The following is a 25,744-nucleotide window of genomic DNA, read 5'->3' as shown; positions in this document are numbered from 1 at the left end:
ATGGGCGCATGCCGATCGGTGCCGTGACCCGGGGAACCACCAACACCAACCGGCTCCGTCGCGTCGACCGCTGGATCTCGACGCTCCCGGTTCTGCGCACCGCCACCGACCCCCTCGTGGTCGACCTCGGCTACGGCGCCAGCGGAGTCACCGCGTTCGAGCTTCAGGCGCGGCTGGCGAAGGTGCGCCCCGATGTGCACGTCACGGGCCTCGAGATCTCGCCCGAGCGCGTCGCCACGGCCACCGCCCAGCTCGCCGGAGTGCGCGACGGGCGCACGGGCTTCGCGCGCGACGCCCGAGTCGACTTCGCGCTCGGCGGCTTCGAGGTGCCGCTGCCCGGCGGGCGTCAGGCCGCCGTCATCCGGGCCTTCAACGTGCTGCGGCAGTACGACGAGAGCGCGGTGGCGGATGCCTGGGCCCTGATGGTCTCGCGGCTGCAGCCCGGCGGTGTGCTCGTCGAAGGCACCTGCAACGAAGTGGGCAGGGTGAGCAGCTGGGTGGCCGTGGGGCACGACGGACCGCGCACGTTCACCGTGTCGCTGCGGCTCACGGGGCTCGAGCATCCGTCGATCGTGGCCGAACGCCTGCCGAAGGCACTGATCCACCGCAATGTGCCCGGCGAGCCCGTGCACCGCTTTCTGGTCGAACTCGACCGGGCCTGGCAGCACAACGCCGCCCTGGGCAGCTACGGGCCGGTGCAACGCTGGCTGGGTACGGTCGATGCGCTGGTGAACGACGGATGGCCCGTGCTCACCGATCGGCGACGTCGACGGCTCGGCGAACTCACGGTGGCGTGGGAGGCCGTGGCCCCCACCGCCCCCTCGCGCTCTACTTGACGGGGAGCTCGAGCTCCTGGTCGGCCACCCGGATGGTGAGCGGCTCGGCGGTGGAGACGTTGCTCGGAGTCCAGAACACCGAGGTGTGCGGCACGAAGTCCATGGTGCAGATCTTGTCGGCCGGGATGGGCACGGTGGTGATCTCGACGGTGTTGCCCTGACCTTCGGGCGAGATGACCTTGATGTCGGACCCGATCACCGGGCACCCCGAGCTGCCGGAGATGGCCACGCCGATCTGCGAGCCCTCCTGCAACCAGAACGCCTGCACCCCCGCGTCGCCGGCCTCGGTCTCGGTGACGATCTGCTCCTCGTCGGGCAGCCCCGAGAAGTTCTCCGTCGGGCCGGTGACGGTGCAGCCGGCGAGTACGAACGCCACGGCGAACGCGCTGACGGTGAGGGGAACGAGCTTTCGCATCTTCATGGCACTACGGTATCGAATCCGGAGCCCTCACGTGGTGATGTCGGGCAGGGTTCGGCGCGCCTCATCCAGGGGCATGCCGCTCGCGGCGAGAAGGTCGAGCACGAGCGGGCGCAGCGACACCACGAGCGCCTGCTCCGAGAAGGCCTCCCCCGGCGCGAGAACACGCGGATCGAGGGTGATCGCCACGAGCACCAGGCTCTGCCGCACGAGGGGCCGCAGCTCGGGCCGGTCGATGCTCTGGGCGAGCATCGAGGTGGCGCTCTGCAGACCCGCCATGATCTCGGCGAGCTGCTGCCGTGGCCGCGAATCCGGGATGACGCTCAGGCGCCGGCTGATCACGCGCAGGTTGCGCGCCGCATGATCCATGTTCACCTGCATCGTCTGCAGCTCGGCGAGCTCCCGGCCGTGCCGGCGCAGGAACGGCGAGATGCGCGAGATCGCCACCGCCGAGTCGAGCGAAGAGCGCCAGCGCTCGATCAGATCCTGCGTGCCCCGTGCCTGGCTGAGCACGAGTTCCGCCGTCTCGCGGTCGCCGAGGCGCAGCACGGTCACGAGCTGCGACAGGATGGCCGAGAAGGCGCTGAAGAACTTGAGTGCTTCGCGCCGGGCCGCACGCCGGGGGTCGCGCGGGATCAGCGCGGTGGCGGCGAGCGCCACCAGCCCGCCCACGATCGCGTCGCCCGTGCGGGTGAACGGCCCGCCGGGCGGGATCTGCATGAGCGAAACCAGCGACGCCTGCACCGCTGCGAAGATCGGCAGCCCGGGCACCGGAGACAGGATGCGCGTCACCACGAGTGCCGCGAGCACCGTGAGCGAGAACTGCCAGAGGCCCTGACCGAACAGCAGCAGGATCACCTCGCTCAGAAGAATGCCCACCGTCATCGCGGCCGCCATCTCGATCACCCGTCGCGGGCGCGCATCGAGCACCAGCCCGAGGCTCGAGAGCGTGACGGTCACCGCCACGATCGGGTACTGATGCCCGAGGAGGAAGTGGCAGATCGCGTACGCGACCGTCACCGCCACGACGAGCTGCAGGATGGCGGGGGCACTCCCCGACGTGCGCTCGAACGCCGCCCTCACCTCGGAGTTCCAGCGGTCGCGCCGCGAACTGCGGTCGCTCACGCGGGCCGCCGGATCGGTCACGGCCGACTAGCGCGTGCGCGCGCCGAGGCGCGGCAGACGGGGAACGCGCCCGACGGCGGCTCCCGCATCCGGAGACACGATCACCACCGCGCTCGCGTTCACGTCGCCCTCGGCGGTGCGCACGACGAGCGACGCATCGACGGGCAGCTGGCGCTTCACGATCGCGAGCGCCACGGGGCCCCACTCGTGATGCAGAGCCACGGATGTCACGTGACCGACCGCATCGGCCGGCGCCGCGCTCCCGGCGCCCTCCGGCCCGGCGCTCACGAACACCTCGTCGCCCGCCGCGGGCAGCACCGCGTCGGAGCCGTCGAGGTCGAGCAGCACGAGCCGGCGGGGCGGATGCCCGAGATTGTGCACCTTCGCCACGGTCTCCTGACCGCGGTAGCAGCCCTTCGAGAGGTGCACGGCGGATCGCATCCAGTCGAGCTCGTGCGGGATGGAGCGGTCGTCGACCTCCGTGCTGAGCCGCGGCCGCCAGGCCACGATGCGCAACGCCTCGGCGGCCAGCAGCCCCGCCACGGCGAGGTCGCCGGCGACGACGGTGTCGGCGAGCGCCCCGAGCGCTTCGCGGGGCACGAGCGTCTCGCGCCACCACCAGTCGGCACCCGGGTGCTCGTCGGTGGGCGCGTACTGCACACCGCCCGCGACCACCTCGGGCCACGGGTCGACCCAGGTGAGTTCGATGCCGGCAGGGGCCGCCGCGCGACCGGCCAGTGCCGGGGTCGTCGGCGCATCCGCGGATGACGCGAGCCAGCCGATCGTGGCGAACTCGTCGGTGCGGTCGGCGATCTCCACCCTGAGCATGAAACGCATGCGGAGCAACCACGCGGTGAGCGACTCGGTCTCGTCGCCGTCGACGAGCAGCCAGGCCGTCACGCCGTCGTCGATCACGCGGATGGCGTGCTCGATGCGGCCGTTGATGTCGAGCAGCAGCGTCTCGGCCGAACCGCCGGCCGGCAGATCGCGGATGCTCTGGCTGGTGACCGAGTCGAGCCACGACAGGCGGTCGGGGCCCTCGACCGAGATGACGCCGCGGCTCGAGAGGTCGACGATGACGGGAACGGATGCCGCCGACGCGGGAACCGCACCGCGCTCGCGGGCGGCGTCGAGCATCCGCTGTTCGGCGATCGGGTTGCCGTAGTGCGCGGCCACCGAGGCGTCGGCGCCGGATGCCGCGACGGCGCCGGGAAGGGCGAGCAACGGGGAGGGCGGGACGGCCATGATCAGTCGACCTTCGCGAGCCGCGCGGAGGCGTGCGTGCGGAGGTCTTGACCGAGGGCCGCGATGTCCCAGGCCCAGAGCAGATGGTTGTCGACCAGCCCGTAGAGACGTGTGGCCGCGGTGTACTCCTTGGCCGACTGCGACCGCACCACGGCATCGGTGGCGAGGTCGATGCGGGGGCCCTTGACCTGACCGAGGTAGAGCTCGCTGACACCGGTGGGGTGCACGATGGCCACCTCGATGTCGAACCCCTCCCCCGAGTTACGCAGGGTCTCGACCGCCTGAGCCGTGTTGAAGGGGCGCGGGCCGACGCCCGGGAGCATGCCGGGGCCGGTGTCACCCTCGATGTGCAGGCGACTGAGGCGCCAGTAGCCGGTCTCGGCGGTGAGTGGCTCGGGCGCGGCCGGTGCGGACGTGTCGGGAGCGTCGGCGTCGACCGCGGGTGGGGCATCGACCGCGACATCCGGATCGGGCTCCACCGAGTCGGCGAGGCTCGGCATCTCGGGCACGGGGCCCGACTCGGGCAGCAACCACGAGTAGGAGCTGTAGTTGAGGTAGGGAAGACCGTCGTGGCTGAAGCTGATGCGCTGCCCGAACTCGCGGGAGACGCGCTCGTCGCCGATGGCGTAGTCGATCACACCGGTGCCCTCCCAGACCCCGATGAGCCAGGAGAGGGGAACGAGTTCCGCCGGGAGGTCGGTGGGGATCTCGATCATCGTGACCGCGCGATCAGCGCTGGCCGCGGAACAGCTTGTAGATGACCACACCGGCCGTCCAGGCGATTGCGAGACTCGCAAGCCCGAGGAGGCCGATGAACAGGAGTTCGAGCGCAACGTAGGACATGACTAGAGCTTAGCGCCCGCGGCGAAGGCGAGGGGCGCGAGCACGGCGGTGGCGACGGCCAGAATGACCACCGCTCCCCCGAGACTGGCCGAGACACGGTTCACGAAGCCCTTGCGCACGGGCACGAGCAGCTGGATGCCGAACGTGACCACGAGGGCCAGCCCGAGCACCACGGGGAAGAAGACGAGGTACATCTCGGGGCTCACGAACACGCCTACGGCCACGACCGCGAGGATCGAGAGGATCCAGACCGGGACTACGCTTCTCATGAGCACACTCATACCGGCCATTCTGCCCGATAGTATGTACCGCAGGCGTTCTCTGGAGGATCTTACGTGGCGCAGTTGTTGATCCTGACCTCTGCGGTCGACCGAGAGGTGTTGCCCGCACTCTCTCTGCTGAGTCACCGCACACGGCAGATTCCGGCTGAGCCCTCGCAACTCGTGAACACGCCGAACAGCGACCTCATCTTCGTCGACGCCCGCCACGACCTCGCCTCCGCACGATCGCTCTGCAAGATCCTCAGCACCACCGGCATCGGGGTTCCCGTGGTGCTCATCCTCACGGAGGGCGGTCTCACCGCCGTCAGCGCCGAGTGGGGTGCGGCGGATGTCGTGCTCGAGTCGGCCGGGCCCGCGGAGGTCGACACGCGCATCCGTCTCGCCATCGGGCGTCAGGTGCAAGACCAGTCGACCTCGAAGATCCAGGCCTCGGGCGTGGTGATCGACGAGGCCAGCTACTCGGCCCGCGTGCACGGCCGCCCGCTCGACCTCACCTTCAAGGAGTTCGAGCTCCTGCGCTTCTTCGCCATGCACCCCTCCCGCGTGTTCACCCGCGAGCAGCTGCTCAGCGAGGTGTGGGGCTACGACTACTTCGGCGGCACCCGCACGGTCGACGTGCACGTCAGGCGGCTGCGCGCCAAACTGGGCGACCTCGAATCGTTGATCGGAACCGTGCGCAACGTGGGCTACCGGTTCAATTTCTTCGAGGACGACAATGAGCGACTCGCTCACACTCTCAGTCAGTAGCCCCGACGAGGCGCGAGAGCCCTTCCTGCGGCTCGTGGCCCGTGCCGCCCTCGTCGACGGGCAGCAGCCGTTCAACGACCAGGCGCTCGTCGACCTCGGCAAGGGCGACCGCTCGCTGCTGCTGGCCGAACGCGATGGATCGACTCTCGTGGGCGCCGCCGTCATCGGCCAGGGCGAGCTCGAGTTCGTGATCGACCCCGAGTGGCGCGAGGAGGGGCTCGGCAGACAGCTGCTCGACATCGTGCTGGCCAACTCGGATAGCGCCCTGCTCGCCTGGGCGCACGGCGATCATCCGGCCAGCCGGCGCCTCGCCGCGACGCATCGCTTCGACGCCGTTCGCACGTTGCTGCAGTTGCGACGGGAGTTGCCGAGCGCATCCGGTTCCGGATCGGAGGCTCCGTTGCCCCCGCTGCCCGAGGGCTTCGCCGTGTCGACGTTCCGGGGCGGCCGCGACATCGACGAGTGGGTGGCCTTGAACGCCCGCGTGTTCGCCGGCCACGACGAGCAGGGCGGGCTCACCGCCGACGATCTGCGCTTCCGCATGTCGGAGGCCTGGTTCGAGCCCGACGACTTCCTGTTGCTGCGCGATTCCGACGGCCGCCTGGTGGGCTACAACTGGCTGAAGATCGAGCCCGACGACCCACGGGTGGGCGAGATCTACGTGATCGGCATCGAGGAGGGGCACGCCGGGCAGGGCCTCGGCCGCACTCTGATGCATCACGGCCTGCGCCGCCTGATCGCGCGCGGGTGCGCCCAGGCAGCTCTCTTCGTCGACGCCGACAACGTGCGCGCGGTCGAGCTCTACCGGTCACTGGGCTTCACCGACCACACCATCGACGTGCAGTACCGCCAGCGCGGCCGGATGCGCGCACCGCGCCCCTGAGAGGCACTCGTTCTGCACAACGCGAGGTGACGCATCCGTCATCCCCCGTTAACGAATCGCTGTGCGAGGCGCTCCCCGTGAGTGACATGATGTTCGGATGGACGACGACTTGATCTCGATGGACGCCGGTGTCGTCACCGACTTCGACGACGACTACGACGAACTGGCGGTGACGACGGAGGGGCCCGCACTGCCCGAGGGCCGCTACCTCGATCGCGAGTTGAGCTGGCTGGCGTTCAATACCCGGGTGCTCGAACTCGCCGAAGATCCCACGCTTCCCGTGCTCGAGCGGGCCAACTTCCTCGCCATCTTCGCGTCGAACCTCGATGAGTTCTTCATGGTCCGGGTGGCCGGGCTGAAGCGGCGCATCCTCACCGACCTCGCGGTACCCACGAACGTCGGGCGCCGCCCCACCGACGTGCTCGAAGACATCTCGGTGCGCGCCCACGAGTTGCAGGCTCGGCACGCCGCGGCGTACACCGACCTGGTGCGACCCGCGCTGGCCGAGGCGGGCATCCGCATCGTGCGGTGGGAAGAGCTCGACGACGCCGACCGCGAGAACCTGCACGAGATCTTCTCGCAGCAGGTGTTCCCGGTGCTGATGCCGCTCGCGGTCGACCCCGCGCATCCGTTCCCCTACATCTCGGGGCTCTCGCTCAACCTCTCGGTTCGCGTGCGCAACGCCAAGACGGGCAAGGAGGAGTTCGCGCGACTCAAGGTGCCGCAGGTACTCAATCGGTTCATCCGCGTCGATCAGCGCGAGACGGCCGACGAGCTGCGGTTCATCACCCTCGAAGACCTCATCGCGAACTTCCTCGGCGACCTGTTCCCGGGCATGGAGGTGGTGGAGCACCACGTGTTCCGCGTCACCCGTAACGAAGACGTCGAGGTCGACGAAGACGAGACCGAGAACCTGCTTCAGGCGCTCGAGAAGGAGCTGCTGCGGCGGCGCTTCGGGCCGCCCATCCGGCTCGAGATCACCGACGACATGGACCCGGTCACCCTCGAGCTGATCGTGCGCGAGCTCGACGTCACCGAGCAGGAGGTCTACCGCCTGCCGGCGCCTCTCGATCTCGGCGGCCTGTTCGACCTCACCCGCATCGCGCGGCCCGACCTGAAGTACCCCAAGCACGTGCCCACCACGGCCGCCGCACTGCTGCCCCCCGAGCCGAACGCGAAGCCCGACATCTTCAAGGCCATCTCGCGCGGCGACATCCTGCTGCACCACCCCTACGAGTCGTTCGCCACGAGTGTTCAGGCATTTCTCGAGCAGGCCGCTGCCGACCCGCACGTTCTCGCCATCAAGCAGACGCTGTACCGCACGTCGGGCGACAGCCCCATCGTCGAGGCGCTCATCGACGCGGCCGAGGCGGGCAAACAGGTGCTGGCCCTCGTGGAGATCAAGGCACGCTTCGACGAGCAGGCCAACATCTCCTGGGCGCGCAAGCTCGAGAAGGCCGGCGTGCACGTGGTCTACGGCCTCGTGGGGCTGAAGACCCACTGCAAGCTCGCGCTCGTCATCCGTCAGGAGAAGGGCCGGCTGAAGAGCTACAGCCACATCGGCACGGGCAACTACAACCCCAAGACGTCGCGCATCTACGAAGACCTCGGGCTGCTCACCGCCGACGACCAGGTGGGCAAAGACCTCACACGGCTCTTCAACGAGCTCTCGGGCTACGCCATCGAGAAGAAGTTCAAGCGCCTCCTCGTCGCTCCCCTGCACCTGCGCAAGGGGCTGCTCAAGCGCATCGCGACCGAGGCGGAGAACGCCCGGGCGGGCAAACCGTCGGGCATCAAGATCAAGCTCAACTCCATCGTCGACGAGGCCATCATCGACGGGCTCTATCGCGCGAGCCAGGCGGGCGTGCCGATCGACATCTGGGTGCGCGGCATCTGCGCACTGAAGCCCGGTCAGGAAGGGCTCTCGGAGACCATCAGGGTGCGCTCGATCCTCGGCCGGTACCTCGAGCACTCCCGGGTCTTCTCGTTCGTGAACGATGGCGACCCCCAGGTGTTCATCGGTAGCGCCGACATGATGCACCGCAATCTCGACCGGCGGGTCGAGGCCCTGGTGAGGCTCGTCGACCCCGATCACCTCAAGGAGATCGACCACCTGTTCGACCGCGCCATGAGCGACGAGGTCACCTCCTGGGCTCTCGACGAGACGGGCGCCTGGACGCGGAGCGAGACCGCGGCCGACGGCACCCCGCTCGTCGACCTCCAAGACGAACTGATGCAGGTCATCAGCCGCCGCAAGCGTCCGGGCACCACGCGGTGACGGTCTTCGCGGCGGGGGCCGTGGTGTGGCGCGTGGTCGACGGCAAGGTCAGGGTGCTCGTCATCCACCGCACCGTGCACCGCGACGTGTCGTTGCCCAAGGGCAAGGTCGACCCGGGCGAGGTTCTTCCACAGACCGCGGTGCGCGAGATCTCCGAGGAGACCGGCCTCGCCGTCACCCTCGGGGTGCCCCTCGGGGTCACGAACTACACCATGCCGAACGGGCGCGAGAAGGTCGTGCACTATTGGGCCGCCGAGGCGAGCGACGAAGCGGTGCGCTCGTCCACCTTCCTGCCGAACGGCGAGGTGGCCGCCCTCGAATGGCTCTCCGTCAAGAAGGCCGCTGCGGCGCTCACCTACGAACGCGATGCCGAGATCGTGGAGCGCTTCCGGATGCTCGTCGACGAGGGCGTCACCCGAACCTTCGCCATCATCGCCCTCCGCCATGCCAAGGCCACTCCCCCGTTCCAGTTCGACGGCCCTGATCACACCCGCCCCCTGACGGAGCGAGGCCGAGGTCAGGCGAAGTCCATCATCCCGAGCCTCCTGGCGTTCTCGCCCGAGAAGATCGTCACGAGCACTGCGAGGCGCTGCCGCCAGACGGTCGAGCCGGTGGCGCGCGTGCTCGGCATCGAGCCGAAGCCGACCGATCTCATCGCCCAAGACGCCTACGAGTCCGGCGAGAGCGATGTGCGTGACGTGGTGGGCAAACGGGTGCGCAAGCGCGTCACCACCGTGCTCTGCAGCCACGGCCCCGTGCTACCCGACATCGTGCGCGAAGTCGCTCTGGCCACGGGAACCGCCCCGGCAGCCACCATCTCCCGGGCGGGTGACCTCCCCGTGGCGGGCTTCTCCGTGCTGCATCTGTCGGTCGATCGCCCGGGCTCCGGCATCATCGCCATCGAGACCCACGTCCCTCACGTCTGAGTTCCTGACGTCACCGATCGACGTGGTTCGTTAACCTCTCGTTCACCTTCATGCGGGTCACTAGTCAAGCACCGCCTCTAGTGTCACTCACGGGTCAGCACCGACCCGCCCCGCGCGCGCCCCGCTCGATGACTCGACATTTCACTGAAGGCGCGGCGGAGATACCCAATTCGAAGGGAACACAGTGAAGCTCAAGAACGTGGCAGCGGTGGGCACTCTCGCCCTCGCGACCGCCCTGGCTCTCTCGGCCTGCTCCGGCAGCAGCACCGGCGGCACGACCACTGACGCAGCGACCCCGTCGGCCGCCGCGCCGTCCATCGACTTCGCGTCGCTCTCCGGCACCATCACCGCCGGTGGCTCCAGCGCCCAGGCCAACGCCGAGGCCGCCTGGATCACCGCCTTCACCGCCCAGGCCAAGGGCGTCACCATCAACTACGACAAGTCGCAGGGCTCGGGCGGTGGCGTCACCAACTGGCTCGCCGGCAGCTACGACTTCGCGGGATCCGACTCGCCCCTGAAGGACGACCAGCAGGCCTCCTCGCAGGCCATCTGCGGCGCCGGTGGCGCGCTCAACCTCCCCGTCTACCTCGACGGCGTCGCGGTCATCTACAACCTCCCCGGCGTCACCGACCTCAACCTGTCGTCGGCCACCATCGCCAAGATCTTCTCGCTGCAGATCACCACCTGGAACGACCCGGCCATCGCCGCCGAGAACCCGGATGCGACCCTGCCCGCCACGGCGATCACCACCGTGACCCGTTCCGACGGCTCCGGCACCACGACCAACTTCACCAACTACCTCAGCCAGACGCAGCCGACCATCTGGACGAACGCGCCCGGCAACGCCTGGCCGATCGCCGGCTCGAGCGCCCAGCAGGGTGGCTCCGGTGTCGTGAACACGGTCAAGGCGGGCGAGGGCACCATCGGTTACGCCGACCACAGCGCCATCGGCGACCTGACCTCGGCCAACATCCAGGTCGGTACCGGCTCGGACTACGTGCCCTTCTCGGCCGAGGGCGCCTCGAACGCCTTCACCGCTGCGGCGACCACGAAGGACACCGGCGTCAAGGGCGACCTCGCCCAGTCGGTCGACTACACCAAGATCACCGAGGCCGACGCGTACCCGATCCCGCTGATCTCGTACCAGATCCTCTGCACCACGTTCGCCGACGAGGCCCAGGGTGAGCTCACCAAGGCCTTCGTGAGCTACGTCGCCAGCGACCAGGGTCAGCAGATCGCGGCGAAGAACGCCGGCTCGGCTCCCATCCCGGCCGACATGCTCGCCGAGATCCAGACCAGCCTCGAGCTCGTCAAGTAACACCCGCCCCACCCGGTCGCCGTCAGGCTCGTCTACGCCGTAACCCGTGAGAAAGAGTGCAGTGAGCGAAAACACAGCTGTCAAATCCGCGAAGAACGCGAACGAGACGACGGCGACCGGTGCGGCATCCGCATCCACTCCGGGATCCGCCCCCACGGGCGGGTCCCGGAAGGTGCGCGCCAAGTCGCGCCCAGCCGACCGCATCTTCTTCGGGCTCAGCGTCGGCTCGGCGATCTCCATCATGGTGATCCTGGCCGGCGTGGCGTTGTTCCTGATCATCCAGGCCGTGCCGGCGATCGTCGCCGACTGGCCCAGCAACGGCGACCTCAACGAAGGTCCCACCGCCGGCTTCGCGAACTTCTGGTCGTACGTCGGTCCCCTGATCTGGGGAACGCTGTTCGCCAGCGCGATCGCCCTGGTCATCGGCGCCCCGATCGCCATCGGCATCGCCCTCTTCATCTCGCACTACGCGCCGCGCCGTCTGGCCGGCGCCCTGGGCTACCTCGTCGACCTGCTGGCCGCGGTGCCCTCCATCGTGTTCGGCCTCTGGGGCATCATCGTCATCCGCCCCTTCCTGCTGCCGCTCTCCGACTGGCTCAACACCTACCTCGGCTGGATCCCCCTCTTCGGCGGCACCGTCTCCACCACGGGATCCACGATCCTCGCCGGTGGCGTGGTGCTGGCCGTGATGATCCTCCCGATCATCACCTCCATCTCCCGCGAGATCTTCCTGCAGACTCCTCGTCTGCACGAAGAAGCGGCGCTGGCGCTCGGCGCCACGAAGTGGGAGATGATCAAGCTCGCGGTCTTCCCCTATGGCCGCTCCGGCGTCATCAGCGCCACCCTGCTCGGCCTCGGCCGCGCACTCGGCGAGACGATGGCCATCGCGCTCATCATCTCCCCCGCCATCCTCGTGTCGGTGCGGATGCTCACCGAGGGTGAGAACTCGCAGACCATCGCGGCGAACATCGCCCTGAACTTCCCGATCGCCACCACGCTGCAGCGCGAGGCCCTGATCGGTACCGGCCTCCTGCTGTTCGTGATCTCGCTCGCGGTGAACATGCTGGCTCGCGTCATCGCCGGTCGCGCCGGTGCGTCGGCCAATCGCAAGCGCAAGGCCATGCTGGCGCAACTGCCGCCCTCCGACCCGTCGACCGTCCTCGCCGTCGACGACGTGCTCGCCAAACGCCACGCCGCCGAAGACGTGGAACGCAGCGAAGAAGCTTCGGTCGAGCAGACCGAGTCCGAGATCGATGAGGAAAAGCGAAAGGGCACGGACGCGTGAGCGCCACCATCACACCCCAGAAGCCGAGCAACCCGATCGCCAACACCCTGACCTCGGGCCAGCTCCCCCGCCGCATCGAGCTGTACGTGCTTCTCGGCGCGCTCGCTCTGAGCGCCGTCCTCCTGCTGCTGATCGGCTTCAACATCGCCGGCTGGCTGGTGCTGGCCGCCGTGATCTACCTGATCGCCCTCGGCATCCTCTCCTCCGTGGTCGAGACCCGCCGCAAGGCCACCGACCGTGTCGTGCGCGGCCTCGTCACCGTGGCGTTCCTCCTGGCGCTCGCTCCCCTGATCTCGACGCTGTACACGGTGTTCAGCAAGGGCATCGGGGTCATCAACTGGAACTTCATCACCCAGACCTCCGCGTCGGTGTTCAATCCCGACACGCTCGAGGTCACCACGCAGGTGGGCGCCTGGCAGGCCATCGTCGGAACGCTCATCATCACGGGCATCGCGGCGCTCATCTCCATCCCGATCGGCATCCTCACCGCCATCTACCTCGTCGAGTATGCGCAGCCGAAGCAGTGGCTCGCCCGCACGGTCACCTTCCTCGTCGACGTGATGACGGGCATCCCGTCGATCGTGGCGGGCCTGTTCGCCTTCTCGCTGTTCTCGATCATCGTCGGGCCGAAGGCGTTCAGCGGGTTCTCCGCATCCGTCGCCCTGTCGGTGCTGATGATCCCGATCGTGGTGCGCTCCTGCGAGGAGATGCTGCGGCTCGTGCCGATGGATCTCCGCGAGGCCTCGTTCGCCCTCGGTGTGTCGCGGTTCTCCACCATCACCAAGATCGTGCTGCCCACGGCCATCGCCGGCATCGTGACGGGCGTCATGCTCGCCATCGCCCGTGTCATCGGCGAGACCGCGCCGATCTTCATGGCGGCGAGCTTCACCGACAACTTCAACTCCAACCCGTTCGACGGGCCGATGCAGACCCTGCCCGTGATGGCCTACACGGGCTACAAGTTCCCGGGTCAGGACATCGCCGCCTCGAACGACTCCGCCTGGGGTGCCGCCCTGCTGCTGGTCTTCCTCGTGGTCATCCTCAACCTCATCGCCCGTGTCGTCGCCAAGGTGTTCGCACCCAAGGGCTCGCGGTAGTCCGGCTCCCGAACCAAACACCGAAAAGGAACTGACGTGTCCAAGCGCATCGAAGTCAACAACCTCAACGTCTTCTACGGCGACTTCCTCGCCGTCGAAGGCGTGAACATCAACATCGAGCCGCGTACAGTGACCGCCTTCATCGGTCCCTCCGGCTGCGGCAAGTCCACCTTCCTCCGCACCCTGAACCGCATGCACGAGGTCATCCCCGGCGCCTACGTCAAGGGCGAGGTTCTGATCGACGGCAACGACCTCTACGCACCCGGCGTCGACCCGGTGCTCGTGCGCCGTCAGGTGGGCATGGTGTTCCAGCGCGCGAACCCGTTCCCCACCATGTCGATCCGCGACAACGTGCTCGCCGGCGTGCGCCTCAACAACAAGCGCATCTCGAAGAACGACGGCGACGACCTCGTCGAGAAGTCGCTCAAGGGAGCCAACCTCTGGAACGAGGTGAAGGATCGCCTCGGCCTCCCCGGCCAGGGCCTCTCGGGCGGCCAGCAGCAACGCCTGTGCATCGCCCGCGCCATCGCCGTCTCCCCCGATGTGCTGCTGATGGACGAGCCGTGCTCCGCCCTCGACCCCATCTCCACCCTCGCCATCGAAGACCTCATCGAGGAGCTCAAGCAGGAGTACACGATCGTGATCGTGACCCACAACATGCAGCAGGCCTCGCGGGTCTCCGACCGGACGGCGTTCTTCAACATCGCGGGCACCGGCAAGCCGGGCAAGCTGATCGAGTTCGACGACACCACCACGATTTTCTCGAACCCGTCCGTGCAGGCCACGGAAGACTATGTGTCGGGCCGCTTCGGTTGATCAGCCCTGAACGACGAAGGCCCCTCCCCGACTCGCGTCGAGAGGGGCCTTCTTCGTTGTTCAGGTATCGGTTGCGGCATCCGTCCGAGAGGTCGTCCCCGCGACCGCCGGGTGCGTCTCGGCCCAGCTCGCCAGCACGGAGAGCATCTGGTGTGACGTCGTGCCCGGCTTCGCGGTGTAGACGTAGAGCGCGTGCGACGGGTCCCCGGGCAGAGTGAGCGTCTCGAATTGGACCTCGAGTTCGCCCACCAGCGGATGACTCAGTCGTTTGGTGCCGTGCGTGCGCTGGTGCACCCGATGCGCTGACCACCACTGCCGAAACTCCTCGCTGGCAAGCGACAGCTCACCGACGAGCTGGTGAGTGCCCAGGTCGTTCGGAGTCGCGGCGGCGTCCAGGCGCAGCGCCTCGACCGCATTGCGCGCCTGCTGCTCCCAGTCGCGGAAGAGCGTTCGTGCATGCTCGTCGAGCAGTATCCAGCGGGCATAGTTGCGGTGCTTGGCAGGCATCGATTCGAAGTCCGCGAACAGCGCCCGGGCGAGGGTGTTCGAAGCGAGGATGTCCGTGCGCCGCCCGAGGATCAGCGCCGGCTGAGAGCTGAAGGAGTCGAGGAGCTGACGGAGCTCCGGGCGAACACGTTGCACGGAGGGACGAGAACGAGAAACCCACGCCCCCGGAGTACTGACCAGAGTGCGGAGATAGGTCTGGCCTGCGGTGTCGAGGTCCAGTGCTCTGATGAGAGCGTCGATGACCTGTCCCGACGGGGCCATGTTGCGGCCCTGTTCGAGGCGGGTGTAGTAGTCGGTGGAGACGCCCGCGAGAAGGGCGACCTCTTCACGGCGCAAGCCCGGTACCCGACGGATCCGGCCATCAGGCAGAAGCCCCGTCGTCTCGGGATCGCGGCGTGCGCGAGCACGGCGCAGAAAGGCGCCCAACTCCCGGTGGGGATCGCTCATGCCTTCATTCTCCCAAACGTCCATCAGCGCACGTAGTCGGTGCTCCGTGCAAGCTCCCGGCCGGCGATGACGTCGGCCTTCAGCGAGTCGGCCTTTCCCTCGGCCAGCCCGGAGGAATCCGAGCCGAGCTGCTGATGGAGCGGGCCGTTCTCCCGCTGAGCGATGACGACGAACGCCGCCGCAGCCCTGGCCGGATCGCCGGGCTGGGTGCCGGGCATCTCCTTGTGCGCTGCGATCATGTCGAGGATCGCCGGGTACGCGTTCGAGGAGCCGTCCGTGAGCACGAGGGAGTCATCGGTCAGGAATGCGGTGTCGAAGTAGCCGGGCTCGACGACGGTGACGCCGATCCCGAAACCGGCGACCTCGGCGGCCAGCGCCTCGGAGAGGCCTTCGATGGCGAACTTGGCCGCGCTGTACAGGCCCCACCCCGGGAACGCGAGCAATCCCACGATCGAGGACACGTTGATGATGTGTCCGCTGCCGGAGGCGCGCATCTGCGGCAGGACACCGCGGACGACGCTCCAGGTACCGATCAGCTGCACGTCGAACAGGGTGCGGATGTCGTCGGTGCTGGTGTCCTCGACCGCACCGAGGATGCCGTACCCGGCGTTGTTCACCACGACATCGATCCGGCCGAACCTCTCCGTCGCCTGGGCGATCGCCGCGCTAACCTGTGCCTCGTCGGTGAGCGACACCTCCAGCGGAAGCAGGTTCGCGGTCTCCGCACCGGTGAGAGCGGCGCGGAGACGCTCAGGGGAACGGGTGGTCGCCGCGACCTGATCTCCGCGTCCGAGCAGATGCTTCACCAGCGCGAGCCCAAGGCCGCGCGAAGCGCCGGTCACGAACCAGACAGCGGGCCGGTCAGTCGGATAAGTCATTGGAAGGTCCTTTCCTCGTGGATGCTTCCAGCCTCCCTCGGCCCTGGCCGCGCACGCGCACGACAGCTGGCCCACTCGCGCCTAGGACTCACAGTCCCACCCAGCGAAGGCAGGATCGGCGCGCAAGCGCCGGCTCCTGACACCGACGACCGGTCAGGGGAGCTCGGCCGGCATCTGGCTTGCGCCGACGATCAGGCCGTCAGGCGCTCTGGCCCACGAGGATCGGGGTGGTGGTGGGTGCCGTGGAGCCGCCCGCGGGTTCTACGGTGACGCCGATCGCATCGCCCGACTTCATCGCGCCGCTCAGCACGTGCCACGTCATGCCGTCGCTCGAGGCGGTGAAGGTGCCGGCCGGGATCGCACCGTCGCCGTTGATGTACCAGGCTTCGTAGACCTTGCCGTCGGGGAGTCCGGAGAGCCCGTCGACGAGCACGGCCGAACGGCCGAGGTCGTTCGACCACACGAGCGTCGCCTTGCCGCCATCGGCGACGTCGACCACCTTGCGCTGCACATCGTCGGCCGCCGTGATGGCCGCCAGCTGCGAGGCGGATGCATCGATGGTGGTCGTGGTGGTGTTCGCGTTGATCACGGCGCTTCCCACGAATCCGCCACCGACGAAGAGAGCTGCGGCAGCCGCGACCGCGGTGAGGATGCCGACAGGACGAGTGAACCAGCGGGACTGGGCGCGCTGGTGAGCCGCACCCGAACTGGCCGGGGGCTCCGCGATGGAGGCGGCCGGCGCATCCGGGACCTGTTCGGCGCTGGAGGTCTCGGGGGTCTCCGAAGCCGACAGGGGCGTCTCACGGGGCAGCTGCGGAGTGAGCGGCAGCTTGGCCATGAGTTCGGCCTTCATGCGGTCGGAGGGCGTGACCGGCGCGACGGCCAGGCCCAGCACGGTCGACGTGAGCGTGAGCTCGTCGGTTTCGTCGCGGAGGGACTCGGATGACGCGGCCTCGCGTTCGAAGGCCTCGGCCTCCTCGGGGCTCAGCGCATCGAGCGAGTAGGCACCGGTGAGCAGGCGCGGATCGCTGTCGTCGTGTCGTTCGGTCATGATGTCACCCCCAGTTCGTCTCGAAGTCGGATCATCCCGTCACGGAGTCTGGTCTTGACGGTCCCCACCGGGATGGAGAGGAGACCTGCGACCTCGGTATGGCTGTAGCCGCCGTAGTAGGCGAGGGAGATGGCCTCGCGCTGAAGCGCGGTCAGCTTGTCCATGGCCCGCTTCACACGCTCGTGCTCGATGCGGATCTCGACGGTCTCGCTGACCTGGTCGTAGTCGGGTTCGATGTCGCGCAGGCCGATGCGCTCGTCGCGGTCATGCCCCGCCTGCGAGGAGCGCACCCGGTCGATCGCGCGGCGGTGCGCCATGGTGAGCATCCAGGACATGGCGTTGCCTCGGGTGGCCTCGAACTTCGTGGCCGTGCGCCAGATCTCCAAGAACACCTCCTGAGCGACTTCTTCGGACTGCGCGTGATCGATGAGCACTCGCTTCACGAGACCCAGTACGCGCGGCGCAGTTCGGTCGTAGAGCTCTGAGAACGCCTGCTGGTCGCCGCCGGCGACGAGTTCGAGGAGGGACTCGAAGCTCTGCACCGCTTCGGCGCCTTCGATATCCGTCGTTCCTCGGTCAGTGGTCACGAGTTCAAGCATGACAGGTCACGCTCCTGCCCGCTCTCGGCACTTTCCGGATGACGTCCACGATCGATATTCGGAGCCGGACCAGAACCGGATTGCGCCGGGGAACACGGTGCGCTAAGCACGGTGCCGGGCAGCGGAGAGCCGGGCCGCAGAAACGCCTCTCGGCGGAAGGCCGCTCGTAGCGGCGAATTTTGGAGCCCGGGGTTACTGCGACCCGACCGTCTCAGTTTAACCGATCAGTCGAGGTTGTCGTGCCGCCAGAGGGCACCCGACTGGGTCAGCTCGTCGGCTGTCGTCTCGAAACGGAGGGCCCGGGTGGTGAGGGTCGAGGCCGTCTCGGGGGCCCCGATCTCCGCGTCGTCGGCGATGCTGGCGCAGCCCTGAGCCATGATCCGGCAGAACGAGGAGGCCCGATCCAAGGCCACCGCAAAATCTCCTGTGAAGAGTCCGCGGAGGATTTGATCGGCCAGGTCGGTGATCTCCTTGGGGCCCGTTGGCGACTCAGCGCCGGCCACCACGGGGTCGATGCTCGGAATGAGGTTCACACCGCGCTCGAAGAAGTAGCTCGCCTGCTGGGGGTCTTGCCGGATGAGAGCGCGCAGCAGATAGATGCGCCAGAGGCTGCCCGGCAGGCTGTGGGCGCTCGCACGTGACCAGAGTTCGGCGACGGCGTCGATCCCGTGGTCGTCGGTGAAGGCGAGCAGCCGGTCGATCACCTCGGGCTGCGGATCGTCGCGCACCCTGCTGAGCAGGGCTCCGGCGGTCTCGTGGGCGATGCGGTTGATCGTCGCAGGATCCTCGCCGCCCTGGAACGCCTCGAACGCGCTCCCGTCGTAGAGCACCGGTCGGTGGAAGTCGTTGGCCATGCCATCCCATCTCGCGGGGGCTGCACACCCCGCAGGAGGTACAACGCTACGCGCCGTCATCCGTTCCCGCCCGACGTCACGCGCACAGCGAAACTGCGAAGGTGTCCCCCGTCGGGCTCGAACCGACGACCCACGACTTAAAAGGACGTTGCTCTACCAACTGAGCTAGAGGGACCGGGCATCGGGTGTCTGACGTCGCTCCTAGCGTGAAGCCATGAAGACATGCACCCAATGCAACGAGTCTAAATCACTCGAGGAGTTCAATGCCAAGCGCGCCGCGCGCGACGCACACCAGAACGTCTGCCGCGACTGCAATCGGGCGAGCGCGCGGCGCTACTATGCCCTCAACCGCGAGGCACACATCCGCGTCATCCTGGCACGCACGGCGGCCCAGCGGCGGGCGAACCTCGAGCTGATCGGCCGGCATCTCGTGGAGCATCCCTGCGTCGATTGCGGGGAAGCCGACCTACGCGTTCTCGATTTCGATCATCGCGATGCCACACAGAAGGCGGCCGAGGTGATGATCCTGGCGAAGAACGGATACTCGCTGCGTCGGGTGATCGATGAGATCGCCAAGTGCGACGTGAGATGCCGCAACTGCCACGCGAAGGTCACGTACGAACGCATGGGTGCCAATTGGCGAAGCGCCTTCATCGCGTCGACGCTCGGCTGAACTCAATCCGCGTGTGCGCCGCCGTTCACGTGGGGTGGCGTGGAGGGGGGTGCGCCGCGGGCGAACTGCGGGTCGGGGGTGCCCCAGCGGTTCCAGGCGAGCACGTAGATGGTGAGGCCTGCGATCAGTCCCACGATCACCCAGAGCACCACGAGGAAGTCGATCCACGAACCGATCGGCGGCGAGCCCGGAAGGAAGCCGCGCAGGGGGATCGTGGCGAACAGCATCGCGCCCATCCAGCTCGTGAGGGTGGCCTCGACCTTGCGGTGGCCTGTGTAGGCACGGATGGCTACGAACAGCACGAGTATGGGCATCACGACGAGAAGACTCAGCAACAGGAACCCGAACGCGAGCGTGCTCCCTGATCGCGAAGCACCGATGTCGAGGGAGGGCAGCGATTCGGTGCGGCCGTCGGTGTCGGTCACCGCAACGGGCTTCTCGTGGTTCTCCTGCACCTGGAAGTTCCAGCCCGACACAGAGCCCTGCCATTGCACGAAGGTGGGCAGAGCGGTCTTGACGCCGTCCTCCGTGCTGTACGCGAGTACCGAGAGGGTGGCGTCGTAACGGTCGAACGGCCAGTTCTCCACCGTGCCCGCTGCCGGCACCGAGATCGTCTTCGTGACCAATGCCAGGGAACCGGCCTCCAGCGAGACGGCCTGCGTCCCATCGATCGGGGAGACGATCACCGAGAGATCCTTCGTGAGGGTCAGGTTGTCGTCGGCCACCAGGGAGTCGGGCGGGAAGATACGCACGTCGACCGAGAGCCGCTCGCCCGGCCCGTTCACGGATACGGGCGCCATCTCGACGCGCACTGCCTCGGCGTCGGACGTGCCCAAGGTGCCCCCCTGCCCCGAGCGGGCGTTGGCGGAATAGAGCAGGATCACCGCCACGTAGCCGAGTACGACGAGCAGGACGAACGCGCCGGCCACGATTCGGCGCCCCTGGAACCGCCCCTGTTCTCGCTGCTCAGACCCCATGCGCCGAGCCTACCGAGGGCACGCCCGACGCGGCGACTCTGACGAGCCGCTCAGCCGCCCGGGGTAGGTTCGTGCGTATGAACTATCTGCCGGCCCACGGCGCGATCCCGCCGGGCTGGTACCCCGACCCGGAGGCGGCCGACGTGCTCCGCTGGTGGGACGGCTACCGCTGGACCGACGACTTCGCGCCCGGCCTCACCGACCCCGCCGACAGCCGCAACGGCTACGCCACCGCATCGCTCGTGTTCGGCATCCTGGCCATCGGGGTGAACGTGCTCTTGCTCCCCAGCGTTCTCGCGGTGGCATTCGGCGTCGCGGGTCTCGGCAAGGCCACCCGCATGGGCCAGGGGCGCAGCATGTCGACCATCGGCATCGCGCTGGGCGCGATCGGCGTGCTGCTCATGATCGCGCTGATCGCACTCGTGATCATCACCCGCCTCGGCTCCCCCTGACCTCGGCATCACGCGGGATGACGTGACTCACGTCACGCAGCGAGGTAGCGGATGCCCCACTCCAGCTCCCACGTCTCGCCCGGTTCGAGCCAACGAAGCCCCTCCCCCGAGTTGAACGCATCGGCCGGAGCCGTCATCGGCTCGATCGCCACCGCACGCCGCGGCCCGTCGTCGGCGGCGAAGTTGCGCGGGGTGAACACCTGCACGAACCCGAAGTTCTCGTCGGCCCACAGTTCGACGCGGCGGCCATCGGGCGCGGTGAGAGACTGCGTGCTGCGGCCATCCGTCACCGTCACACCGCCGAACCCGTGGTCGATCTCCAGGTCGCCGATACGACGGCCTTGCGTGAGGTCGAAGTCGGTGCCCTGCACGCGCTCCTCCGAGATGGGGATCTGGTTCTCATCGGTGAGGAACCGCGTCGCAGCATCGACCGTGAGCACGAGCTCGTCGATCGGCACAGCGCCCAGTGCGAGATACGGATGCGCGCCCACCGCCACCGGAGCAGCCGCCTCCGAGCGGTTCACGATCCGGTGCCGCACGGTGAGCCCATCCGACGAGAGAAGGTGCTCGACAGACGTGTCGAGCAGGAACGGATACCCGTGCTGCGGGAACACGGTCGCCGTCTGCACCACTCGGTGAGCCTCCTGCACGTCGAGCCGATACCCGGTGAAGCGCAGGAGTCCGTGGATGGCGTTGTGCTGCTTCGGCTCCGACAGATCGAGCTGCTGCACGGCACCGTCGAGCATCCACCGACCGTCCTTGACGCGATTGGGCCACGGAACCAGCACGATGCCCGCCGCGCCCGGCGGCGTGCGCGACTCGTCGAACGTCTCGACGAGCGCGACCCCGTCGACCTCGAGCGCACGGATACCCGCCGCCACCTCGGTGACCACCGCGCTCACCTCATGCCCGCTGCTCGACAGGGTGAGGCGGTATTGGGCTCCGGTGGGTGCAGTCACAGGCACAGCCTAGCGAGGGACGGATGCGCGCGACGGCTTGCGAGTGAGCGCTCACTCATTTACTCTCGACCTGTGAGTGAACGCACCGCCCGGGCCCCCGCCCTGCCCGTCGAAGACCGTCGCCGCGCCATCGTGGCCGCGGTCATCCCGCTCCTGCTCGAACGCGGAGCGGATGTCACCTCCCGCCAGCTCGCCGACGCCGCCGGAGTGGCCGAGGGCACGATCTTCCGCGCATTCGGCGACAAGGAGTCGGTGATCGCCGCCGCCGCCGAGATGTACTTCGATCCCGACACCGCCCGCAACGCCCTGCGGGCGATCGACCCCGACGATCCGTTCGAGACCAAGCTGGCCCAGGTGATCGATCGCGTGCGCGAACGGGTCACCGGCACGATGCGCATGATGGCCGCCCTCGGCCGCCGCCTCCCTCCCCCGCACTCGGCCCGGGGCGACACCGGCGAGATCATCGGCCGAGTCTTCGCGGCGGAGCTGCCGCGTCTCGGCCTCTCCGCCGAGCGGCTGGAGCACCTCGTGCGCGTGGTCGCCTTCGGCTCCGCCATCCCGCCCGTGGCCCGGGTCGACGATCCCCTCACCTCGGAAGAGCTCGCCCACATCCTCGCCCACGGCCTCCTCGACCCCCAGGAAGGAGGGTCGCGATGACCCTGCTCAGACTCCTCGGCCACTACCTCCGGCCGCACGGGCGTTCCATCGCGCTCGTGGTGCTGTTCCAGCTCATCCAGTCGGTGGCGTCGCTCGTGCTGCCCACGCTGAACGCCGACATCATCGACAAGGGTGTGGCGACGGGCGACACCGCCTACATCCTCTCCACCGGCATGATGATGCTCGGCGTCACCGTGGTGCAGGTGGCCGCCGCCATCGCCGCCGTCTGGTTCGGCGCCCGGGTGGCCATGGCCCTCGGCCGCGACCTGCGGGCGGCTCTCTTCCACCGGGTGAGCGGGTTCAGCGAGCGCGAGGTGTCGGCGTTCGGAGCCCCCTCGCTCATCACCCGTTCCACGAACGACGTCCAACAGGTGCAGATGCTGGCACTCATGACCTTCACCCTGCTCGTGTCGGCGCCCATCCTGGCCATCGGCGGCGTGGTGCTCGCTCTCCAGCAGGATGTGCAGCTCTCGGCGATCATCGCCGTCAGCGTTCCGGTTCTGCTCATCTCGCTGAGCCTCATCATCGTGCGGATGGTTCCGCAGTTCCGCCGCATGCAGGGCCGCATCGACACCGTGAACCGGGTGCTGCGCGAGCAGCTCACAGGCATCCGCGTCGTGCGCGCCTTCGTGCGCGAAGAGGGCGAGACCGAGCGCTTCGCGCGGGCGAACCGGGATGTCACCGACTCCGCGCTGCGGGCGGGCCGCCTGATGGCGCTCATGTTCCCCACCGTGATGCTCGTGCTCAATGTGTCGAGCGTGGCGGTGATCTGGTTCGGCGCCTTCCGCATCGACGACGGGTCGATGCAGGTGGGCACCCTGATCGCCTTCCTCAGCTACCTCATCCAGATCCTCATGGCGGTGATGATGGCCACCTTCATGGCCATGATGATCCCGCGTGCCTCGGTGTGCGCCGACCGCATCACCGAGGTGCTCGAGACGGAGACCTCGGTGGTGATGCCGGCCAACCCCGTGCGCGACCTGCACAGCACCGGCACCATCGAGCTGCGCAACGCCACGTTCGCCTATCCCGGCGCGGATCAGCCGGTGCTGCGAGGGCTCGACCTCACCGTCACCCGGGGCCAGACCCTGGCCATCATCGGCAGCACCGGATCGGGCAAGACCACCCTCGTGAACCTGCTGCCGCGGCTCTTCGACGTCACGGAGGGCTGCGTGCTGGTCGACGGCGTCGACGTGCGCGAGCTCGACCCCGACCTGCTGTGGAGCCGCATCGGCCTCGTGCCGCAGAAGCCCTATCTCTTCTCGGGCACCGTGGCATCCAATCTCCGTTACGGAAAGCCGGATGCCACCGACGCCGAGCTGTGGCACGCGCTCGAGGTGGCGCAGGCCGCCGATTTCGTGAGGGCCATGCCCGGGCAGCTCGAGGCGCCGATCGCCCAGGGCGGCACCACGGTGTCGGGCGGCCAGCGCCAGCGGCTCGCCATCGCGCGGGCTCTGGTGAAGCGACCCGAGATCTACGTGTTCGACGACTCGTTCTCGGCCCTCGACCTCACCACGGATGCCCGCCTGAGACAGGCGTTGCGCGCCGACGTGGGCGGCGCGACGCAGGTGATCGTGGCCCAGCGGGTGTCGACCATCGTCGACGCCGACCAGATCGTGGTGCTCGAAGACGGCGCGATCGTCGGCCGTGGAACGCACGACGAACTCCTCGCGACGAATGAGACGTACGCCGAGATCGTGGCCTCGCAGCTCACGGCGGAGGAGGCAGCATGAGCGGGCGCGGACCCTTCGGCGGCGGCGCAGGCCAGCCCGTGCAGAAGTCGATCACCTTCGGCCCCTCGGTCAAGCGGCTGCTCGCCCGCCTCAGCCCGCATCGGGTGCCCGTGGTGCTGGTGGTCCTGCTCGGCGTCATCAGCGTGGTGTTCACGGTGCTCGGGCCCTCCCTGCTCGGCCAGGCCACGAACATCGTGGTCGCCGGGGCCTTCACGGGCACGCCGATCGACTTCGACGCCCTCGCCGTGGTACTCGGCACGGTGCTGGTGCTCTACGTGCTCGCATCCGTCTTCTCCTGGTTCCAGGGGCGCCTACTCAACGCCATCGTGCAGCGCACGGTCTTCGCCCTGCGCGAGGAGGTGGAGGCGAAGATCAACCGGCTCCCCTTGTCGTACTTCGACCGGATGCCCCGCGGCGAGCTGCTCAGCCGCGTCACCAACGACATGGACAACGTGGCGCAGAGCCTGCAGCAGACGCTCAGCCAGATGCTCACGAGCGTTCTCACGGTGGTGGGCGTGATCGTGATGATGTTCGTGACCTCGCCGCTGCTCGCGGTGATCTCGCTGGTCACCATCCCCCTCACCGTGGGCATCACGGCCGTGATCGCGAAGCGGTCGCAGAAGCTCTTCGTGGCCCAGTGGTCGCACACCGGCGCGCTCAATGCCCAGGTGGAGGAGAACTTCACGGGGCACGCCCTGGTGAAGGTGTTCGGCCGTCAGCGCGAGGTGGAGGCATCCTTCCTCGAGAAGAACGACGAACTCTACCGGGCGAGCTTCGGCGCCCAGTTCGTGTCGGGCATCATCATGCCCGCCATGATGTTCGTCGGCAATCTCGTGTACGTGGCGATCGCCGTGGTGGGCGGGCTGCAGGTGGCCTCGGGGGCGCTGACGATCGGTGCCGTGCAGGCCTTCATCCAGTACTCGCGGCAGTTCACCCAGCCGCTCACCCAGCTCGGCTCGATGGTGAACCTGCTGCAGTCGGGGGTGGCCTCCGCCGAGCGCGTGTTCGAGTTGCTCGATGCTGAGGAGCAGTCACCGGATGCCGACCCCGCGTCGACACCGAGCGACTCCCGCGGCCGCCTGGTGTTCGATGACGTCGCGTTCCGCTACGTTCCCGATCGCCCCCTCATCGACGGCCTGTCGCTGGTGGCGGAACCCGGCCAGACCATCGCCATCGTGGGCCCGACGGGAGCCGGCAAGACCACGCTGGTGAACCTCATCATGCGGTTCTACGAGATCCAGGCCGGGCGCATCACGCTCGATGGTGTCGACATCGCCGAGATGACGCGGCACGATCTCCGGTCGCGCACCGGCATGGTGCTGCAGGACACGTGGTTGTTCGGCGGCACCATCCGCGACAACATCGCCTACGGCCGGCCGGATGCGACCGAGGAGGAGATCGTGGCGGCGGCGCGGGCCACCTTCGTCGACCGCTTCGTGCACTCGCTGCCCGAGGGCTACGACACCGTGCTCGACGACGAGGCGTCGAACGTGAGCGCCGGCGAGAAGCAGCTCATCACCATCGCGCGGGCGTTCCTCGCGCGGCCGAGCGTGCTCATCCTGGATGAGGCCACGTCGTCGGTCGACACCCGCACCGAGAAGCTGGTGCAGAGCGCCATGTCGGCGCTGCGGGCCGATCGCACGAGCTTCGTGATCGCGCACCGGCTCTCGACCATCCGCGACGCCGACCTCATCCTCGTGATGGAAGCGGGTCACATCGTTGAGCAGGGCACGCACGAGGAGCTGCTGGCGGCCGAAGGCGCGTATGCACGGCTCTATGCATCGCAGTTCGCGTCGGCGGCCGCCGACTGAGGCGGGAGACGACGAACGGCCGCGCAGGGGGTCACCCGGCGGCCGTTC

At 68.2% G+C, this 25,744-nt stretch carries 26 protein-coding genes and 1 tRNA gene; 14 read left to right on the top strand and 13 right to left on the bottom strand.

Features of this window, described 5'->3' with window-relative positions:
* The first annotated feature begins 8 nt into the window (after positions 1-8).
* Complete coding sequence (locus tag EPO52_RS12095) at positions 9-836, top strand: class I SAM-dependent methyltransferase (protein ID WP_290806749.1); 828 nt, start codon at positions 9-11, stop codon at positions 834-836.
* Here the strand turns inward: EPO52_RS12095 and EPO52_RS12090 are convergent.
* The 5 genes from EPO52_RS12090 to EPO52_RS12070 form a co-directional block, all read right to left on the bottom strand.
* Positions 829-1,257 (bottom strand): hypothetical protein, encoded by a 429-nt coding sequence (locus EPO52_RS12090; RefSeq protein ID WP_290806746.1) that lies wholly within the window; start codon positions 1,255-1,257, stop codon positions 829-831. The two genes, EPO52_RS12095 and EPO52_RS12090, sit on opposite strands and share 8 nt — an antisense overlap.
* 27 nt (positions 1,258-1,284) lie before the next feature.
* Complete coding sequence (locus EPO52_RS12085) at positions 1,285-2,400, bottom strand: FUSC family protein (protein WP_290806743.1); 1,116 nt, start codon at positions 2,398-2,400, stop codon at positions 1,285-1,287.
* Positions 2,401-2,406: 6 nt separating this feature from the next.
* Positions 2,407-3,624 (bottom strand): folate-binding protein, encoded by a 1,218-nt coding sequence (locus EPO52_RS12080; protein ID WP_290806740.1) that lies wholly within the window; start codon positions 3,622-3,624, stop codon positions 2,407-2,409.
* Positions 3,625-3,626: 2 nt separating this feature from the next.
* Positions 3,627-4,340 (bottom strand): FABP family protein, encoded by a 714-nt coding sequence (locus tag EPO52_RS12075; RefSeq protein WP_290806737.1) that lies wholly within the window; start codon positions 4,338-4,340, stop codon positions 3,627-3,629.
* 129 nt (positions 4,341-4,469) lie between these two features.
* Entirely contained in the window at positions 4,470-4,736 is a 267-nt protein-coding gene (locus EPO52_RS12070; RefSeq protein ID WP_290806734.1) for a hypothetical protein, read from the bottom strand.
* A 66-nt stretch (positions 4,737-4,802) separates the two neighbouring features.
* Here EPO52_RS12070 and EPO52_RS12065 point away from each other — a divergent pair, with 66 nt between their 5' ends.
* From EPO52_RS12065 to pstB, 8 genes are all read left to right on the top strand, one after another.
* Positions 4,803-5,495, top strand: coding sequence for a response regulator transcription factor (locus EPO52_RS12065; RefSeq protein WP_290806731.1), 693 nt, complete (start codon positions 4,803-4,805; stop codon positions 5,493-5,495).
* A complete protein-coding gene (gene mshD / locus EPO52_RS12060) occupies positions 5,464-6,378 on the top strand; it encodes a mycothiol synthase (RefSeq protein ID WP_290806728.1) in 915 nt (304 codons plus the stop codon). Before EPO52_RS12065 ends, mshD begins: the two co-directional genes overlap by 32 nt.
* Positions 6,379-6,475: 97 nt before the next feature.
* Positions 6,476-8,656, top strand: a complete 2,181-nt coding sequence (locus tag EPO52_RS12055; protein WP_290806725.1) for an RNA degradosome polyphosphate kinase — start codon at positions 6,476-6,478, stop codon at positions 8,654-8,656.
* Positions 8,653-9,582 (top strand): NUDIX domain-containing protein, encoded by a 930-nt coding sequence (locus EPO52_RS12050; protein ID WP_290806722.1) that lies wholly within the window; start codon positions 8,653-8,655, stop codon positions 9,580-9,582. The genes EPO52_RS12055 and EPO52_RS12050 overlap by 4 nt, the downstream gene beginning before the upstream one ends.
* A 184-nt stretch (positions 9,583-9,766) precedes the next feature.
* The gene (pstS, locus tag EPO52_RS12045) at positions 9,767-10,900 is read left to right on the top strand and encodes a phosphate ABC transporter substrate-binding protein PstS (protein WP_290806719.1); all 1,134 of its coding nucleotides are present in this window, start codon (positions 9,767-9,769) and stop codon (positions 10,898-10,900) included.
* Positions 10,901-11,072: 172 nt separating this feature from the next.
* Positions 11,073-12,185 carry a phosphate ABC transporter permease subunit PstC gene (pstC, locus tag EPO52_RS12040; RefSeq protein ID WP_290806853.1) on the top strand — a complete coding sequence of 371 codons (1,113 nt, stop codon included), beginning with the start codon at positions 11,073-11,075 and terminating at the stop codon, positions 12,183-12,185.
* Positions 12,182-13,282 carry a phosphate ABC transporter permease PstA gene (gene pstA, locus EPO52_RS12035; RefSeq protein ID WP_290806715.1) on the top strand — a complete coding sequence of 367 codons (1,101 nt, stop codon included), beginning with the start codon at positions 12,182-12,184 and terminating at the stop codon, positions 13,280-13,282. The genes pstC and pstA overlap by 4 nt, the downstream gene beginning before the upstream one ends.
* Before the next feature lie 36 nt (positions 13,283-13,318).
* Positions 13,319-14,098 carry a phosphate ABC transporter ATP-binding protein PstB gene (gene pstB, locus EPO52_RS12030; RefSeq protein WP_290806712.1) on the top strand — a complete coding sequence of 260 codons (780 nt, stop codon included), beginning with the start codon at positions 13,319-13,321 and terminating at the stop codon, positions 14,096-14,098.
* A 60-nt stretch (positions 14,099-14,158) separates the two neighbouring features.
* Here pstB and EPO52_RS12025 read toward each other — a convergent pair whose 3' ends face one another.
* From EPO52_RS12025 to EPO52_RS12000, 6 genes are all read right to left on the bottom strand, one after another.
* Entirely contained in the window at positions 14,159-15,076 is a 918-nt protein-coding gene (locus EPO52_RS12025; protein WP_290806709.1) for a helix-turn-helix transcriptional regulator, read from the bottom strand.
* Positions 15,076-15,930, bottom strand: a complete 855-nt coding sequence (locus EPO52_RS12020) for an SDR family oxidoreductase (protein WP_290806706.1) — start codon at positions 15,928-15,930, stop codon at positions 15,076-15,078. Before EPO52_RS12020 ends, EPO52_RS12025 begins: the two co-directional genes overlap by 1 nt.
* Positions 15,931-16,129: 199 nt before the next feature.
* Entirely contained in the window at positions 16,130-16,981 is an 852-nt protein-coding gene (locus EPO52_RS12015; protein WP_290806703.1) for an anti-sigma factor, read from the bottom strand.
* Positions 16,978-17,580: a sigma-70 family RNA polymerase sigma factor gene (locus EPO52_RS12010; protein WP_290806700.1), complete on the bottom strand. Its 603-nt coding sequence runs from the start codon at positions 17,578-17,580 to the stop codon at positions 16,978-16,980. Before EPO52_RS12010 ends, EPO52_RS12015 begins: the two co-directional genes overlap by 4 nt.
* Before the next feature lie 224 nt (positions 17,581-17,804).
* Positions 17,805-18,434, bottom strand: coding sequence for a DNA-directed RNA polymerase subunit beta (locus tag EPO52_RS12005; protein ID WP_290806697.1), 630 nt, complete (start codon positions 18,432-18,434; stop codon positions 17,805-17,807).
* Positions 18,435-18,536: 102 nt separating this feature from the next.
* Positions 18,537-18,609 (bottom strand) — tRNA-Lys (locus tag EPO52_RS12000).
* Positions 18,610-18,648: 39 nt separating this feature from the next.
* Between EPO52_RS12000 and EPO52_RS11995 the strand changes: the two genes are divergently transcribed.
* Positions 18,649-19,107 (top strand): hypothetical protein, encoded by a 459-nt coding sequence (locus tag EPO52_RS11995; RefSeq protein ID WP_290806694.1) that lies wholly within the window; start codon positions 18,649-18,651, stop codon positions 19,105-19,107.
* A 2-nt stretch (positions 19,108-19,109) separates the two neighbouring features.
* On the opposite strand, the gene EPO52_RS11990 is transcribed toward EPO52_RS11995, so the two are convergent.
* Complete coding sequence (locus EPO52_RS11990; RefSeq protein WP_290806692.1) at positions 19,110-20,084, bottom strand: DUF4436 family protein; 975 nt, start codon at positions 20,082-20,084, stop codon at positions 19,110-19,112.
* A 77-nt stretch (positions 20,085-20,161) separates the two neighbouring features.
* Here EPO52_RS11990 and EPO52_RS11985 point away from each other — a divergent pair, with 77 nt between their 5' ends.
* Positions 20,162-20,536, top strand: a complete 375-nt coding sequence (locus tag EPO52_RS11985) for a DUF2510 domain-containing protein (protein WP_290806689.1) — start codon at positions 20,162-20,164, stop codon at positions 20,534-20,536.
* A gap of 32 nt (positions 20,537-20,568) precedes the next feature.
* Here the strand turns inward: EPO52_RS11985 and EPO52_RS11980 are convergent, their stop codons facing one another.
* Complete coding sequence (locus EPO52_RS11980; RefSeq protein ID WP_290806685.1) at positions 20,569-21,495, bottom strand: aldose 1-epimerase family protein; 927 nt, start codon at positions 21,493-21,495, stop codon at positions 20,569-20,571.
* 72 nt (positions 21,496-21,567) lie between these two features.
* Between EPO52_RS11980 and EPO52_RS11975 the strand changes: the two genes are divergently transcribed.
* Genes EPO52_RS11975 through EPO52_RS11965 form a run of 3 tightly spaced genes read left to right on the top strand, consistent with a single transcriptional unit; the run spans position 21,568 to position 25,696 of the window.
* A complete protein-coding gene (locus EPO52_RS11975; protein ID WP_290806682.1) occupies positions 21,568-22,152 on the top strand; it encodes a TetR/AcrR family transcriptional regulator in 585 nt (194 codons plus the stop codon).
* On the top strand, positions 22,149-23,885 hold the full coding sequence (locus tag EPO52_RS11970) for an ABC transporter ATP-binding protein (protein ID WP_290806679.1): 1,737 nt from the start codon (positions 22,149-22,151) through the stop codon (positions 23,883-23,885). Before EPO52_RS11975 ends, EPO52_RS11970 begins: the two co-directional genes overlap by 4 nt.
* Positions 23,882-25,696 carry an ABC transporter ATP-binding protein gene (locus EPO52_RS11965; RefSeq protein WP_290806676.1) on the top strand — a complete coding sequence of 605 codons (1,815 nt, stop codon included), beginning with the start codon at positions 23,882-23,884 and terminating at the stop codon, positions 25,694-25,696. Before EPO52_RS11970 ends, EPO52_RS11965 begins: the two co-directional genes overlap by 4 nt.
* The last annotated feature ends 48 nt before the right edge of the window (positions 25,697-25,744 follow it).

It is taken from the genome of Herbiconiux sp. (genome assembly GCF_004297105.1).
Taxonomy (GTDB): domain Bacteria; phylum Actinomycetota; class Actinomycetes; order Actinomycetales; family Microbacteriaceae; genus Herbiconiux.
The sequence above is the reverse complement of the archived record's forward strand: the minus strand, read 5'-3'. Positions and strand labels throughout refer to the sequence as shown.